The organism is Gilliamella sp. CG22 (genome assembly GCF_046635725.1).
Taxonomy (GTDB): Bacteria; Pseudomonadota; Gammaproteobacteria; order Enterobacterales; family Orbaceae; genus Gilliamella; species Gilliamella apicola_I.
The window spans coordinates 1-15,866 of record NZ_JBIDFK010000003.1 but is presented as its reverse complement, the minus strand read 5'-3'; the positions used below and the strand labels follow the sequence as shown (position 1 = coordinate 15,866).

Here is a 15,866-nt window from a genome sequence, read left to right as displayed (position 1 = left end):
AAATTATGAATTTAACTGAATTAAAAAACACATCTGTTTCCGAGCTAGTAGCGCTTGGTGAAAAAACAATGGGGCTAGAAAATCTTGCCCGTCTTAGAAAACAAGACATTATCTTTGCAATCCTTAAACAACATGCCAAAAGCGGTGAAGATATTTTTGGTGATGGTGTGCTTGAAATTTTGCAAGATGGATTCGGATTTTTACGCTCAGCTGATAGCTCTTATTTAGCGGGGCCGGATGATATTTATGTCTCACCAAGTCAAATTAGACGATTCAATTTAAGGACTGGTGATACCATAGCAGGTAAAATCAGACCGCCTAAGGAAGGCGAGCGTTATTTTGCTTTGTTAAAAGTGAATGAAGTCAATCACGACAAGCCTGAAGATGCCCGCAATAAAATTCTTTTCGAAAACTTAACTCCACTTCATCCTAATTCTCGTTTACGTATGGAACGTGGGAATGGATCAACTGAAGATATCACCGCCAGAGTACTTGATTTAGCTTCGCCAATTGGTAAAGGTCAACGTGGTTTAATCGTTGCTCCGCCGAAAGCGGGTAAAACAATGTTGTTGCAAAATATTGCTCAAAGCTTAGCAGTTAATCACCCTGAGTGTGAACTGGTCGTATTGATGATTGATGAACGTCCAGAAGAAGTTACCGAAATGCAACGTTTAGTTAAGGGTGAAGTGGTAGCATCAACCTTTGACGAACCAGCAGCAAGACATGTTCAAGTTGCTGAAATGGTTATTGAGCGAGCAAAACGCTTAGTTGAACATAAAAAAGATGTCATTATTTTGTTAGACTCTATTACGCGTTTAGCTCGAGCTTATAACACAGTGGTTCCGTCATCGGGTAAAGTATTAACCGGTGGTGTAGATGCCAATGCGTTACATCGTCCAAAACGCTTTTTTGGTGCTGCTCGTAATGTCGAAGAGGGTGGGAGTTTAACGATTATTGCTACTGCGTTGATTGACACAGGTTCAAAAATGGACGAAGTCATTTACGAAGAGTTTAAAGGTACGGGTAATATGGAAGTGCATTTATCTCGTAAAATTGCTGAGCGTCGTGTCTTCCCAGCTATTGATTTTAACCGTTCAGGTACGCGTAAAGAAGATTTAATGACTTCACCAGATGAACTACAAAAAATGTGGATCTTACGCAAGATTCTTAACCCTATGGGTGAAATCGATGCAATGGAGTTTTTAATTGATAAACTTGCCATGACTAAAACGAATGACGAGTTTTTTGAAATGATGAAACGCTCATGATTTTTATGGTAGAAATGTTAAACCTGTAAAGTTATAAAAATGCCGTATTCTATGCTGATACGGCTTTTTTTGTGGCAAATATAGCATAATTTTATTTTATAAAACTTATTTAAAGTTTTGGATGTTGTTAAAAAACCTTATTAGAAAGGTTATATAAGATTAAATAAAGGAGCCAAATCATGTCTAAACAACAAATCGGTGTTATTGGAATGGCAGTCATGGGGCGTAACCTTGCGCTCAATATTGAAAGTCGTGGGTTTTCTGTTGCTATTTACAACCGTTCTAAAGATAAAACAGAGCAAGTTGTCGCTGAGCATTCCGATAAACAATTGGTTCCTTACTTTACGATTGAAGATTTTGTTAATTCTTTGGAAAAACCACGTCGTATATTAATTATGGTTCAAGCTGGTAAAGGGACTGATGCGGTGATTGATGAGTTACGTCCTTTACTCGATAAAGGCGATATAATCATTGATGGTGGTAATGCTTATTTTGAAGATACGATTCGCCGTAATAAAACACTCTCTGAAGAAGGATTTAACTTTATTGGTGCTGGTGTTTCTGGTGGTGAAGAAGGAGCATTAAAAGGCCCTTCGATTATGCCAGGCGGTCAAAAAGAAGCATACGAATTAGTTGCCCCAATCTTGGAAAAAATTGCCGCTAAAGTAAATGGCGAGCCTTGTGTCACCTATATCGGACCAGATGGGGCAGGTCATTACGTCAAAATGGCTCATAACGGTATTGAATATGGCGACATGCAATTAATTGCTGAAAGTTATTCTTTATTAAAACACGCAGTAGGTTTAAATAATGATGAGCTTGCTCAAGTTTTTACTGAATGGAACAAAGGTGAATTAGATAGTTATCTCATCGAAATTACGGCTGATATCTTTAAACATAAAGATAAAGACGGTAATTATTTAGTGGATGTGATTCTTGATGCTGCGGGTAATAAAGGAACGGGTAAATGGACTAGTCAAAGTGCTTTAGATTTAGGTGAACCCTTATCATTAATTACTGAGTCAGTATTTGCACGCTACCTTTCAGCAATTAAAGAGCAACGTGTTGTGGCATCTAAAGTTTTAAGCGGACCGAAGCAGGTTGCTTATTCGGGAGATAAACAAGCGTTAATTGAAAAAATCCGTAAAGCACTTTATATGGGTAAAATTATCTCTTATGCTCAAGGTTTCGCTCAATTAAAAGCCGCTTCTCATCAATATCAATGGAACTTGAATTATGGTGAAATTGCGAAAATCTTTAGAGCAGGTTGTATTATTCGTGCTCAGTTCTTACAAAAAATCACTGATGCCTATGCGGCGAATAACGAGATTGATAATTTATTACTCGCTCCATACTTTACGCAAACCGTTGAAGCTTATCAACAATCACTGCGTGATGTTGTGTCTTTAGCTGTACAACAAGGGATTGCTGTGCCGACATTATCAGCCGCTATTGCATATTATGATAGCTATCGTTCAGCAGTATTACCAGCTAATCTCATTCAAGCACAACGAGATTATTTTGGTGCTCATACTTATAAACGTACCGACAAAGAAGGTGTTTTCCACACTGATTGGTTGAATAATGAGTTATAAAATATAAAAAATCACTCCTGTTTGACAAAATAAAGTGCAAGTGAGTCTTGCACTTTTTCTTTGCGCTTGAAATTTCTTTGCAAAACAACCTTTCTTATCTTTAGGCTTTACATATCAAAAGACTTATCGTACTTGGCTTGAAGCGTGTCAAGTAATTTAATTTAGTAAATTATCTAGAAAAACACAATATATGGTGTATAATCTCAATATATCTACTATATATAGTATTATTTAAGCTATGTGAAAATCTCTGTCTATCTCAAAAAACACTTAATATTCTTACGAGAAACGAATAATTCTTAATAATTACAATGAATATTAATATGTGAACTAAACCTTGCCCCAGCGCTAATTATTAATGAATATTGAGGAGTATATATGCCTGTAGTTATCAAACGCGATGGTTGTCAAACTGCATTCAATGAGACTCGAATTAAAGATGCTATAGTTAAAGCTGCGGTTGCAGCGAATGTTAATGACCCGGATTATTGTGCTGACGTTGCTCGTATGGTGACCAACCAGATGAGCGAACGCGAAAGCGTTGATATCAACGAAATTCAAAATGCTGTTGAAAATCAATTAATGTCAGGCCCTTATAAAAAATTAGCGAGAACTTATATCGAATATCGTCACGACCGTGATCGTGCTCGGGAAGAACGTAGTCGTTTAAATCAAGATATTCGTGGGCTAATTGAACAAAGTAATGTGGCTATTTTGAACGAAAATGCCAATAAAGATAGTAAAGTGATTCCAACTCAGCGTGATTTACTGGCAGGTATTGTGGCAAAGCATTATGCCAAACAGTATTTGTTACCAAAAGATGTTTCTCGTGCTCATGATATTGGTGAAATCCATTATCATGATTTAGATTATGCACCTTTCTTTCCAATGTTTAACTGCATGTTAATTGATTTAGATGGAATGTTAACCAATGGTTTTAAAATGGGTAACGCTGAAATTGAACCACCAAAATCTATTGCAACTGCAACTGCGGTCACCGCACAAATAATTGCTCAAGTTGCAAGTCATATCTATGGTGGAACAACAATCAATCGCATTGATGAAATATTAGCGAAATTTGTAACCATCAGTTATCAAAAACATAAACAGATTGCTGAAGAATGGCATATTCCTAATCCTGAAGCTTATGCAGAAAGTCGAACACAAAAAGAGTGTTATGATGCGTTTCAATCGCTTGAATATGAAGTCAACACCTTACACACCGCTAATGGTCAAACCCCTTTTGTAACGTTTGGCTTTGGTTTAGGTACCAGTTGGGAATCACGTTTAATTCAAGAATCCATTTTAAAAGTACGAATTAAAGGTTTAGGTAAAAATCACAAAACCGCTGTTTTCCCTAAACTTGTTTTTGCTATTAAAGATGGCATTAATCGTCAGCCTGATGACAAAAATTACGATATTAAACAACTTGCATTAGAGTGTGCAAGTAAACGCATGTACCCTGATATTTTAAACTACGATAAAGTTGTTGAAGTGACTGGTTCATTCAAAACACCTATGGGATGTCGAAGCTTTTTAGGTGTTTATGAAGAAGACGGTGAACAACTTCATGACGGACGTAATAATTTAGGTGTGATTAGTTTAAACTTGCCACGTATTGCCATTGAAGCAAAAGGTAATGAAGCAAGCTTTTGGGAACTTTTAGATAAGCGTTTAACGCTTTGTAAAAAAGCACTGATGACACGTATTGCTCGTCTGGATGGTGTTAAAGCACGTGTTGCGCCAATTTTATATATGGAAGGGGCATGTGGTGTAAGGCTAAAAGAAGACGATAGTGTGTCTGAAATTTTCAAAAATGGTCGAGCTTCAATTTCGCTTGGTTATATTGGACTTCATGAAACTTTAAATGCGTTATATGGCAATCAAACACATCCTTTTGATAGCGAAATTTTACGAGAAAAAGGCGTAGCTATTGTTGAACATTTACGTAAAGCGGTTGAGCAATGGAAAGAGGAAACTGGTTACGGATTTAGTTTGTACAGTACACCAAGTGAAAACTTATGTGACCGTTTTTGCCGTCTTGATACAGCTGAATTTGGTGTTATACAAGGAGTGACAGATAAAGGTTACTATACCAATAGTTTCCATTTAGACGTTGAAAAAAAGGTCAATCCGTACGAAAAAATTGAGTTTGAAAAAGCATATCCTGCGGTGGCAAATGGTGGGTTTATCTGTTACGGTGAATATCCAAATATGATTAACAATGTTAAAGCGTTAGAAGATGTTTGGGATTATAGCTATTCTCGAGTACCTTACTATGGTACTAATACGCCAATTGATGAATGCTATGAATGTGGTTATACCGGTGAATTTTCATGTACCAGCAAAGGGTTTGTTTGCCCAAGTTGTGGTAATCATGATTCGGCTAAAGTCTCAGTAACTCGCCGTGTTTGTGGGTATTTAGGTAGTCCCGATGCACGTCCATTTAATGCAGGTAAACAAGAAGAAGTTAAACGTCGTGTTAAACATTTGGATAATGGGCAAATTGGTTAAAAAATTATTACCTATTTATGAACTATCATCGTTACTATCCTGTTGATGTTGTAAATGGTGAAGGTACTCGATGTACGCTTTTTGTTGCTGGCTGCGTTCATCAATGTCGTGGCTGCTACAATAAAAGTACATGGTCATTAGATTCGGGTTTACCATTTACACAGTCAATAGAAGATCAAATCATCAAAGATTTACAAGATACAGAAATAAAACGTCAAGGATTATCGCTTTCTGGCGGTGATCCTTTGCATCCTCAAAATGTGCCTACAATTTTAAAATTGGTCAAACGTGTAAAAACAGAATGTGATAACAAAGATATTTGGCTTTGGACAGGGTATAAACTTAATGAATTAACACCCGAACAACAGGCTGTTATTCCTTATATTGATGTCTTAATTGATGGCAAATTTGTTCAAGAACAAGCCGACCCAAAGTTATTATGGCGAGGAAGCAGTAATCAAATTATTTACCGCTTCAAATAAATTTTAGCCAATAATTATTGATCTTTGTGTAAATTTAAAAGATAAGAAATCGCTTCCCGATAATTAATCTCAAGATTTTCGCTACTTGATGAAGTAATATGCAAATCGGTAATCTTACCATTATCAATGCCATACACCCAACCATGCAAATTGACTTTTTGACCGCGTTGCCATGCTGACTGAATAATGGTTGAATGACCTAAATTATAAACCTGTTCAATAACATTTAATTCGCATAATATATCCATGCGAAGTTCTGGCGCAAATTTACCAAGTAGTGAACTATTTCGAAACCATAGGTCACGAATATGTAACAACCAATTATTGATTAAACCGAGATCTGGATTTTCGACTGCAGCTCGAATACCCCCACAGTCTAAATGACCACAAACGATAATATCTTCAATTTTTAGCACATCAACAGCATATTGTACGACCGATAAACAGTTAAGATCTGTATGAATTACTTGATTACCGACATTTCTATGGACAAACATCTCTCCTGGTTTGAGTTTGATCAGTTTTTCTGCTGGAACACGGCTATCCGAACAGCCGATCCATAAAAATTTAGGGTTTTGTTTAACTGCAAGTTGTTTAAAAAATTCAGGGTCTTCCTGCTCAATCTTTTCTGACCATTCGTGATTAAAACGAATTAAATCGTTTACGTCAAACATAATAATTATTTCCTAATTTATTTCATCGATATGATTAAACTAATTTATTATTTAATTAACAGTATGCAGTCTAATATAATTTATTCCATATTTATATGCTGAATTTTACTTTTCATGATTAATTTACGCCAAAAAGGGGTAGTTAATATTTTGGCTTTGACTATTTTACTGTATAGCTTTAATCGTAACGGCAAAGTTTTAAAATAATATCGTTTATTTGGATCGGGATCAGTGCTATTTAAGATCTTACTTAAAATCTCGGCGCTATCAAGCGCATAACTAATGCCCTCTAAAGAACTGGCACTAATAAATCCTGCTGCTTCACCGATTAAAAAAATGTTCTCGTTTCCTGTATAAAAATCACGAAAGCGGTTTGGATAAATCACTAAGCATTTTTCTGTCTTATGGGGTTCTCCGAAAATAAATCCTTGCTGAGTTAATTTTTTTTTCAGATTTTCAAAATGTTGATTGGCTGTTTTTTTAGGAAATGCGCCACCAAAAATAAATGACCCGTCTTTTGAAATGCTCCAAGCATAACAATTGGTTGATTGATTATCAAAAATACAAGAATAAAAAGGATGGGGATGCTTTTCTGCAAACCATTGTTGTATAGCAACATACTGTCTTATTGAATGGGAAGGATAGCGCATTCGTCTGACTAGTGAATTTGCGCCATCTGCGCCAACAACATAACGAGTTGTGATTTTTTGCTCTATGTTATTTTCATCAAGATAAGTAATTTGATAACCTTCTATAATACGCATTATTTCTTTGCATAATGTATTGTGATGCACTTCAACAGAGGGTGGAATCAGTGATTTCAACCATAAATCGAATTTATGCCGATCGAAACTAACATAAGTACGTTGATAATTACGAATAAGATTAGTCTGTAGATCATAAGTTTTTACGCTGAAAATTTGCGGATCAGACAAAATATCAGTAGGTAAATTCAGTTTTTGTCGAATAAATGATTTTTGTGCATCATTAGCGAGTAATCCACCACAAGGTTTATGAAAACCTGCATCACCGGATTGATGTTTTTTATCAAATGCAATAATTTTAAATGATGGGCTAAGTAAACGTGCTAAGGTACTGCCTGCAGGTCCAAGACCTACAATTGCGATATCATAATCCATACTATTAAGTCAGTTATCCTATAAATAATAAATTGGGTCTATGTTATCATATTTGGATTTAATATTACTATTATGTATGCGGTTTAGGATATGTGATTTCTCTTCAAATGATCGGTAAATAGACCTTTTTGTAAAAAAGCTAGTTCAGTTCAGCTAATCTAAAAATTTATGTTGAAAGCAAGTTATATTTTTTTGCTTTGATTAGAGGGAACAAATGAATTAAAAAAAGTCCCCGATTAATTGAAAAAATGGATTTTTATTACATAAAAGTCAATAAAATTTAACCGTTATTAAATGGCAATAAAGAAGAGTGAATACCATATAATTTTTTAATAACGGAATAAATTGATGTAATAACCTATTGAATGCAAGTTAACGATTATATTTCCATGGTTTTTAAAAATGCCTGATTCAACTTGTCAAAAGGTAAGGGGCGACTGATAACGATTAACTTCGACACTTTCTCTTGTTCATTTTGCCAAGGCGAACCATATTCAAATCCGACTACTTTATGAACGCCTTGCACTATTAAACGTTGAGCATTCCCTTTGATAGCCAGTACACCTTTATAACGCAACATGTCATTACCATATTGCTCAACAAGTTGTTCCATAAATGAACCTATCTTTTTTAAATTAAGTTGTTTTGCTTCGAAAAGATAGGAACAGATTTCATCATTTTTAAGTGAATGAGATTTTTTTAACGGAATGAGTTTAAAGCCTGATTGGTGTTTTGGGCTTGTGTCAATGACAAACAAGCCTCGATTAATGGTGAGTTCATCACTCAAATCGAATGCGTGAATATCTAGCCATGCGGATTTTGGAAGTTGACCATTAACCGCTTCAATTATCATTGCCTTATGATTAATATGGTGAAGTCGGTTTATAACGTGATTTTTTTGTTCTTCATCAACACAATCTGTTTTTGTTAAAATAATGCGATCTGCAAAACCGATCTGTGAAAGGGCGACTCGATGATCATCAAGATGTGTTAGTATGTGTTTAGCATCGACTAAAGTGACTATTGCATCTAATTGAATCGTTTCCCGAATCAATTCATCAATAAAAAATGTTTGTATGATTGGCGCAGGATCAGCAAGGCCTGTCGTTTCAATAATAAGACGATCGAACTGTAATTCACCTGCGATGCGTTTAGCGTGCAGTTGATGTAGTGCCTCAGTTAGTTCGCCTTGAATGGTACAACAAATACAACCATTAGTAATTTCGACAATTTGAATATCCGTGCTGACATTAAGCAAATTACTGTCAATATTTACCGGCCCGTATTCATTTTCGATAATAATTGTTTTTTCGTTGCGGTTATTTTCTAATAAATAATTAATTAGTGTTGTTTTTCCTGCACCAAGAAAACCTGTTAATATCGTGACAGGAAGTAAAGAAGAATTAATTTGCTCAGTCATGACATATTCTTAATTGTTAACAACATTTAAACCCACCTTTGCCTGAATAGCGTGCTTCTTGGCGTTCTTTAAAAAACTCTTCATAAGTCATTGGCGTTTGTTCTGGATGGGTCAACTTCATATGTTGAACATAAGTATCATAATCGGGAATACCAACCATTAACTTAGCGGCTTGTCCAAGGTACTTACCAGCTTTTGCGAGTGAATCAAACATGTGTTTTCTCTTAAATAAAATTGTTTTTTGTTAAGTAATAATATCACGCTAAACATGACAAATTTAATGGTGATTACTCTAAATAACAGTACTTAACTATAAGGTGCTTGTTTATTTGAGTCAATCATTGTTTAGCAGGGATTTTATCAATTCATAAACAATATGGGAAAGTTTTTAACAAATCCCTTTTGAAAATAATGATAAGGTTGGTTTTTTTGGATATCTTATAAAATTCATTTATCTATTAGCAAATAACTTTTATAATATTTGCCAATTTATCAAACATAAGAGTTAACAATGGAAAAGTTTCACGTTACAGGTCCAACCTCACTTAATGGCGAAGTCGTTATTTCTGGCGCTAAAAATGCAGCGCTTCCAATTTTATTTGCAGCGATTTTAGCTGAAAAACCAGTTGAACTTCAAAATGTGCCTAAATTGAAAGATATTGATACGACTTTAGACTTATTAAGTCAGTTAGGTGTCAAATGTCAACGTAATGGTTCGATTCATCTTGATGCGCGTCATCTCGATAACTATTGTGCTCCTTATGAATTGGTTAAAACAATGCGTGCATCAATTTGGGCTTTAGGGCCGTTGGTTGCGCGCTTTGGACAAGGGCAAGTTTCGTTACCGGGTGGTTGTGCTATTGGCGCCAGACCTGTTGATTTACATATCACTGGCCTACAACAATTAGGCGCAACAATTACCTTAGATGAGGGCTACGTTAAGGCTTCGGTTGAAGGACGATTAAAAGGTGCTCATATCGTAATGGATAAAGTAAGTGTTGGCGCTACCGTCACTATTATGTCTGCTGCCACCTTAGCAGAGGGTAAAACGATTATTGAAAATGCAGCTTGTGAACCAGAAATAGTTGATACAGCCAAATTTTTAAATATGTTAGGGGCAAAAATTACTGGTGCAGGAACTGTTCGTATCGAGATTGAAGGTGTTGAGCGTTTAGGTGGTGGCGTACACGAGATTGTTTCAGATCGTATTGAAACTGGCACTTTCCTTGTTGCAGCGGCAATATCCAAAGGTAAAATTACATGTCGTAAAACCGATCCAACGCTACTTGATGCCGTCATTGCTAAATTGAAAGAAGCTGGTGCAAAAATTGAAACCGGCGAAGATTGGATATGTTTGGATATGGAAGGTAAACGTGCTAAGGCGGTCAATATACATACCGCACCACATCCTGGCTTTCCAACAGATATGCAAGCTCAATTTTCTCTATTAAATATGGTTGCACAAGGAACGGGAATTATTAAAGAAACGATTTTCGAAAATCGATTTATGCATGTACCTGAGCTTGTGCGTATGGGTGCCAGAGCTGAAATTGAAGGTAATACATTAATTACGCACGGTGTTGAAAAACTAAGTGGAACGCAAGTCATGGCAACTGATTTACGCGCTTCAGCAAGTTTAGTTCTTGCGGGCTGTATCGCTGAAGGTTCAACTATTGTTGATCGTATTTACCATATCGACCGTGGTTATGATAATATAGAAGATAAATTGAGAAAATTAGGCGCTAAAATTGAAAGGATTAAAGTCAATTAATCCTATCTAGTCTTTGTGATAACGGTTGATATGTTAAAAGGAGAACAATAATGACTAAACAAGCATTAGTATTCTTATCTGAAGGTTGTGAAGAAACTGAGGCCGTTACCACTATTGACTTATTGGCCCGTGCAGGTATAAAAGTTATCACTGCAAGTATTTCTCATTCACGTGAAGTTGCGTGTTCTCGTGGGGTAACTATCCTTGCACAAAAAGTATTTTCCGAAATTAAACACACTGATTTTGATGTGGTTATCTTGCCGGGTGGTTTAAAAGGTGCGGAAAATTTTCGTGATTGTCCTGAGTTAATCGAAAAATTAAAACAAACACATCAATCAGGTAATATTGTTGCGGCCATTTGTGCATCACCTGCAATGGTTTTACAATATCATCATTTATTCCCTCATGCTTATATGACTGGTTATCCAACAACTAAAGATGCATTTAAACATTGGAAAGCCGAAAGAGTATACTTTGACGAACAATATAAAATCATTACTAGCCAAGGTCCTGCGACTTCAATTGATTTTGCTTTAAAAATTATTGATGCTTTATTAGGTAAAAATAAAGCGGCTGAAGTTGCTGAACAGTTAGTACTACCATCAGGAATTGAATCCTATCAATAAATAGGTATCAAATGTCAAATTCACATTTGTACGAAAAATTAGTTAAAAAAGCGACATTAAGTGCCGTCTTAATTTCTATTTTCTTAATTACTATCAAATTAATTACGTGTTGGTTCACAGGTTCAATTAGTTTATTTGCTTCACTGCTTGATTCAAGTATAGATTTAATCGCATCCGGTCTAAATTTCTTTCTTGTGAGATATGCACTAAAACCTGCTGATGATGATCATACTTTTGGTCATGGTAAAGCAGAATCACTTGCTGCTTTAGCACAAAGTACGTTTATTATTGGATCAGCGACAATTTTGCTTCTTTCCAGCATTAAATCAATCGTTCATCCTACAGCACTTGAGGTTCCATTATTTGGTATCATCGTGTCTGTCATTTCGACAGTCATTACTTGTGTCTTAGTGTTATATCAACGATATGTGATAAAAATTACGCAAAGCAAAGCAGTGAAAGCAGACATGCTACATTACTCTTCGGATATGTTTATGAATGTCGCAGTAGTAATCGCACTCTGTTTAAGTTGGTATGGCATTACTTATGCAGATGCTGTATTTGCTTTTTTTATCGCTTTATTCATTTGCTATAATGCTTACCATATTGCCTACAATGCTATACAAGATTTGCTTGATCGCGCATTACCTGATAGTGACAACCAAAAAATAGCAGAAATTGTGGCATCATTTCCACAAGTACATGGTTTTCATGATTTAAAAACCAGACAAGCAGGGCCTGTAAAATTTATTCAATTACACATTGAACTTGATGATAACATGCCATTAGTAAAAGCGCATGCCATAACCGATGCGGTTGAAAAACATCTTGCTAATGAATTTGCGCCTGCCACAGTCATTATTCATCAAGATCCTATATCGGTTGTTCCTGCTGAAAAAATGAGTGATAAATTATAACCAAAAATAGCTTTTATATTCTATTGTTAGATATCTGTTAAAACTCTATAATAGTTAAAAGTTAATTATTATTTGGAGTTATGTTGTATGATAAAAAAAATTGGTATCTTAACCAGTGGTGGTGATGCGCCAGGGATGAATGCTGCGATTCGTGGTGTGGTTAGAACGGCATTAACGGAAGGATTGGATGTTTTTGGTATTCATGATGGTTATTTAGGGCTTTGTGAAGATCGAATTACTCAATTAGATCGTGCTAGTGTGTCAGATATTATTACACGAGGCGGTACATTTTTAGGTTCAGCGAGATTTCCTGAATTTAAAGATAAAGAGGTGAGAAAAAAAGCAATAGCGAATCTGCAAAAACACCAAATCGATGCATTAGTAGTCATTGGCGGTGACGGTTCTTATATGGGAGCAATGCGATTAACTGAAGAAGGATTCCCTTGTATTGGTTTACCCGGCACAATTGATAATGACATTCGTGGCACGGATTATACAATTGGCTATTTTACTGCACTTAGCACCGCCGTCGAAGCTATCGATAGATTGCGTGATACTTGTTCTTCTCATCATCGTATTTCAGTGATTGAGATTATGGGACGTGATTGTGGTGATTTAACGTTAAATGCAGCTGTGGCTGGCGGTTGTGAATTCATGATTATCCCTGAAGTTTCTTATACTAAAGAAGACTTAATTGAAGAAATTAAACTCGGTTTTGCTAAGGGTAAAAAACATGCTATTGTAACTGTTACTGAGCATATGTGTGATGTTAATCAGCTTGCAGCTGATATTGAAGCTGCTGTACATCATGAAACTCGAGCTACTGTGCTTGGTCATGTTCAACGAGGTGGTTCACCGGTTCCTTACGATCGTATTTTAGGTTCTCGTATGGGGGCTTTCGCTGTCGAGTTGTTGCTACAAGGTCATGCTGGACGCTGTGTAGGTGTACAAAATGGTAAACTAGTTCATCACGACATCATAGAAGCAATTAATACAATGAAACGTCCGTTTGATATGGAATTATATAATGTTGCTAAACGTCTATTTTAGAATGTACAGTAATCTTTAAAAATATCAACAAATGGTAAATCAAATGAAGGTGAATAATTGAATATAATGGGAATATTACGTTTATATCAAAAGTTCACCTATGAAATATAAAATGATGTGTTAATGGATCAAGTTAATTACCGTTCTACTTTTTAAATTTATATGATTTAAAAAATTTCAATATAAATTCAACAAAGTTAATATTATCCATAAATAATCGATAAAAATCATGTTAACGAAGGGTCGTTAACTCCGAAAAGAATAACTGCAAAATCTAAATAAAATTCCTTAATATAAATAAGTTGGTAACATCATAAACAAATAATTTTACACTCTATACTTATTATCCCAAATGTAAGGAGAAGCGTATGTCACTTATCTATAAAGAAGACCCAGAAAGATTTTATATTCTTGATAATGATAAAGAAATAGCAGAAATGACATTTTCTCGTATTGGTCAAGACAAAGCGACAATTAATCACACTTTTGTGGATTCAAGTTATCGTGGTCATGGTTTGGCTGATAAATTACTCGATCTTACTGTCAAAAAATTAACTGAAGAACATCGAGAAATCATTCCTATCTGTTCGTTTGCTGCAAAGAAATTAAATAGACAACATTAATACAATCTAACATTTCTTTGATAACTGTTTATCTTCGTTTTTATAAATACTTATTATTGTCGTTTAATTATATGATACAGTATAGAGAATTATATATTTTCTATCCTTACTATTAAAAATGACAACTGTAAAAGCTCAAAAAATTCACTCCATCCACGTATTACGTGGCGTTGCAATTATGATGATTGTCTTCAGTCATTGCTTAGGTGTATTTATCAATAATAAAACCTTAATTGAAAATAGTTATCTTTACTCGTTTTTAAATTTATTTGCTTTTAATTTCACAACTTTTTTTGTGTTAATTGCAGGATTTCTGTTTCAACATTTAACTTACAAATATAATACAAAAACATATTATTTATCCAAATTTAAAACGGTTGTCTGTCCTTATATCTCTGTATCTATATTTTGTTTTCTTTTTTTTCATTATCAACAATTATCACAATTGCCGTTTTTTTCTGTTACGCAAACGAGTGTTATGAGTCAGATTACTATCATGATGCTAACCGGTTCGCAGTTATTACCGCTCTGGTTCATCCCAATGATTATCATTATTTATATCATGGCGCCTCTGTTTTATAAGTTATCACAAAAGAATTTGATTGTTGCCGGTCTGATATGTATGTTTTGGGTTGTTATGTTCACAAAACCTGACTTTACTAAACCTCTACTAAATTTATTACATTATGGTCCTGTCTATTTAATCGGAATGATGACTAGACAACATTATGAAACAATCATCAAAGCAATTAAAAATAACTTATATCTGATTATGGCTTTTTTAGGGTTGTGCTTTTTTGTCACTTTTGTTGGGCGTTATGTTGATAATCTTGGTGTCGAAAAACTTTGGCTTGATACGTTGCAAAAAGTTATCCTATTTATGTTAGCACTCTATTTTTTAGATAGATTGAATCATAAAACGAATGACGGGATGGTTTATAAATTTTTCTCATTTATGGCTAATATAAGTTTTCCAATTTATTTTATTCATCAAATAATCATTATAGAGCTTTTAAAATTAATTCAAGTTTCACAACTGGGCAGTATTCTTAAAACAGAAAATGGTGAATTAGCTGCAATTGTTGCAGTTTGTTTATTAACATTCACATTGGCGTTCAGTGTGCTGGTTGCTTGTATAATAAAATTTATATTAAAAGATAAATCAGTTTATGTCATAGGTAGTATTCGCTAACATTAACTTTAATTAAGCTTGCATACAAAAATTATGGGTATAAAAAATAAAAATGATTGCCACAACAGTTTTTTTAAATAAGAAGCATTAAGTAAAGTAATTATTGTTGCTATGGTAAGGTGAATGAATAGAAATGTAATGATAATTTTCTAGCAAATTGTTTTTACAAGACCTTATCTGGTTGGTTTGTTTTATGTCAAAAATTTATCGCAAATGGTTTTGAATAAATATGAAACAAACGCACAAAAATTTGAAATAATTGCTTGCATGTTTTTTTTAAGCCTCTATAATGCGCATCCACTGACACGGCGTCAGCGAAAGCAGGCGGGACAAGAGGTTAGTGAGCAGGATCAAAAATTTTGAAAAAAGATCTTGACGAATAAAAAGGTGTAGCGTAGTATACGCAGCCCTTGAGACAGTAAAAGCGAAAGCAAAAAAATACTGTCAGCTCTTTAAAAAGAAGAAACAGACAATCTGTGTGGGCACTTGCGAGACGAAAGAATAAAGTCTACGGACTCAAAAATTAAGTCTTGATAAGTGACACTGAAGATTCATTTGAATATGTCAGAAACAGTTATTGAGCATCAAACTTTAA

The 15,866-nt window shown here is 34.8% G+C and carries 14 protein-coding genes; 10 read left to right on the top strand and 4 right to left on the bottom strand.

From position 1 onward, the window contains the following. Positions 1-5 precede the first annotated feature (5 nt). The 4 genes from rho (at position 6) to nrdG (ending at position 5,859) form a co-directional block, all read left to right on the top strand. Positions 6-1,268, top strand: coding sequence for a transcription termination factor Rho (gene rho / locus ACGH46_RS03320; protein ID WP_025314498.1), 1,263 nt, complete (start codon positions 6-8; stop codon positions 1,266-1,268). A 179-nt stretch (positions 1,269-1,447) separates the two neighbouring features. Then, positions 1,448-2,863 carry an NADP-dependent phosphogluconate dehydrogenase gene (gndA, locus tag ACGH46_RS03315; RefSeq protein ID WP_411604169.1) on the top strand — a complete coding sequence of 472 codons (1,416 nt, stop codon included), beginning with the start codon at positions 1,448-1,450 and terminating at the stop codon, positions 2,861-2,863. A gap of 378 nt (positions 2,864-3,241) precedes the next feature. Beyond that, on the top strand, positions 3,242-5,377 hold the full coding sequence (gene nrdD / locus ACGH46_RS03310) for an anaerobic ribonucleoside-triphosphate reductase (protein ID WP_411596706.1): 2,136 nt from the start codon (positions 3,242-3,244) through the stop codon (positions 5,375-5,377). A 17-nt stretch (positions 5,378-5,394) separates the two neighbouring features. Beyond that, the gene (gene nrdG, locus ACGH46_RS03305; protein ID WP_411589689.1) at positions 5,395-5,859 is read left to right on the top strand and encodes an anaerobic ribonucleoside-triphosphate reductase-activating protein; all 465 of its coding nucleotides are present in this window, start codon (positions 5,395-5,397) and stop codon (positions 5,857-5,859) included. A gap of 14 nt (positions 5,860-5,873) precedes the next feature. On the opposite strand, the gene can is transcribed toward nrdG, so the two are convergent. The 4 genes from can to ACGH46_RS03285 form a co-directional block, all read right to left on the bottom strand. Further along, a complete protein-coding gene (gene can, locus ACGH46_RS03300; RefSeq protein WP_065558670.1) occupies positions 5,874-6,533 on the bottom strand; it encodes a carbonate dehydratase in 660 nt (219 codons plus the stop codon). Positions 6,534-6,613: 80 nt separating this feature from the next. Beyond that, positions 6,614-7,672, bottom strand: a complete 1,059-nt coding sequence (locus ACGH46_RS03295; RefSeq protein WP_411604166.1) for an FAD-binding protein — start codon at positions 7,670-7,672, stop codon at positions 6,614-6,616. A 379-nt stretch (positions 7,673-8,051) separates the two neighbouring features. Further along, positions 8,052-9,092, bottom strand: a complete 1,041-nt coding sequence (locus ACGH46_RS03290; protein WP_411604163.1) for a CobW family GTP-binding protein — start codon at positions 9,090-9,092, stop codon at positions 8,052-8,054. A gap of 16 nt (positions 9,093-9,108) precedes the next feature. Next, a complete protein-coding gene (locus ACGH46_RS03285) occupies positions 9,109-9,306 on the bottom strand; it encodes a YbdD/YjiX family protein (protein WP_065558673.1) in 198 nt (65 codons plus the stop codon). Positions 9,307-9,603: 297 nt separating this feature from the next. On the opposite strand from ACGH46_RS03285, the gene murA reads away from it, so the two are divergent. From murA to ACGH46_RS03255, 6 genes are all read left to right on the top strand, one after another. Then, complete coding sequence (gene murA, locus ACGH46_RS03280; protein ID WP_411596701.1) at positions 9,604-10,863, top strand: UDP-N-acetylglucosamine 1-carboxyvinyltransferase; 1,260 nt, start codon at positions 9,604-9,606, stop codon at positions 10,861-10,863. A 50-nt stretch (positions 10,864-10,913) separates the two neighbouring features. Then, positions 10,914-11,489 (top strand): DJ-1 family glyoxalase III, encoded by a 576-nt coding sequence (locus ACGH46_RS03275; RefSeq protein WP_411604160.1) that lies wholly within the window; start codon positions 10,914-10,916, stop codon positions 11,487-11,489. Between the two features lie 11 nt (positions 11,490-11,500). Then, positions 11,501-12,406 carry a cation diffusion facilitator family transporter gene (locus ACGH46_RS03270; RefSeq protein ID WP_411599378.1) on the top strand — a complete coding sequence of 302 codons (906 nt, stop codon included), beginning with the start codon at positions 11,501-11,503 and terminating at the stop codon, positions 12,404-12,406. An 87-nt stretch (positions 12,407-12,493) separates the two neighbouring features. Next, positions 12,494-13,456, top strand: coding sequence for a 6-phosphofructokinase (gene pfkA, locus ACGH46_RS03265; protein WP_220216427.1), 963 nt, complete (start codon positions 12,494-12,496; stop codon positions 13,454-13,456). A 368-nt stretch (positions 13,457-13,824) separates the two neighbouring features. After that, on the top strand, positions 13,825-14,079 hold the full coding sequence (locus ACGH46_RS03260; RefSeq protein WP_411604158.1) for a GNAT family N-acetyltransferase: 255 nt from the start codon (positions 13,825-13,827) through the stop codon (positions 14,077-14,079). 118 nt (positions 14,080-14,197) lie between these two features. Next, positions 14,198-15,271 carry an acyltransferase family protein gene (locus ACGH46_RS03255; RefSeq protein WP_411604156.1) on the top strand — a complete coding sequence of 358 codons (1,074 nt, stop codon included), beginning with the start codon at positions 14,198-14,200 and terminating at the stop codon, positions 15,269-15,271. Positions 15,272-15,866 lie beyond the last annotated feature (595 nt).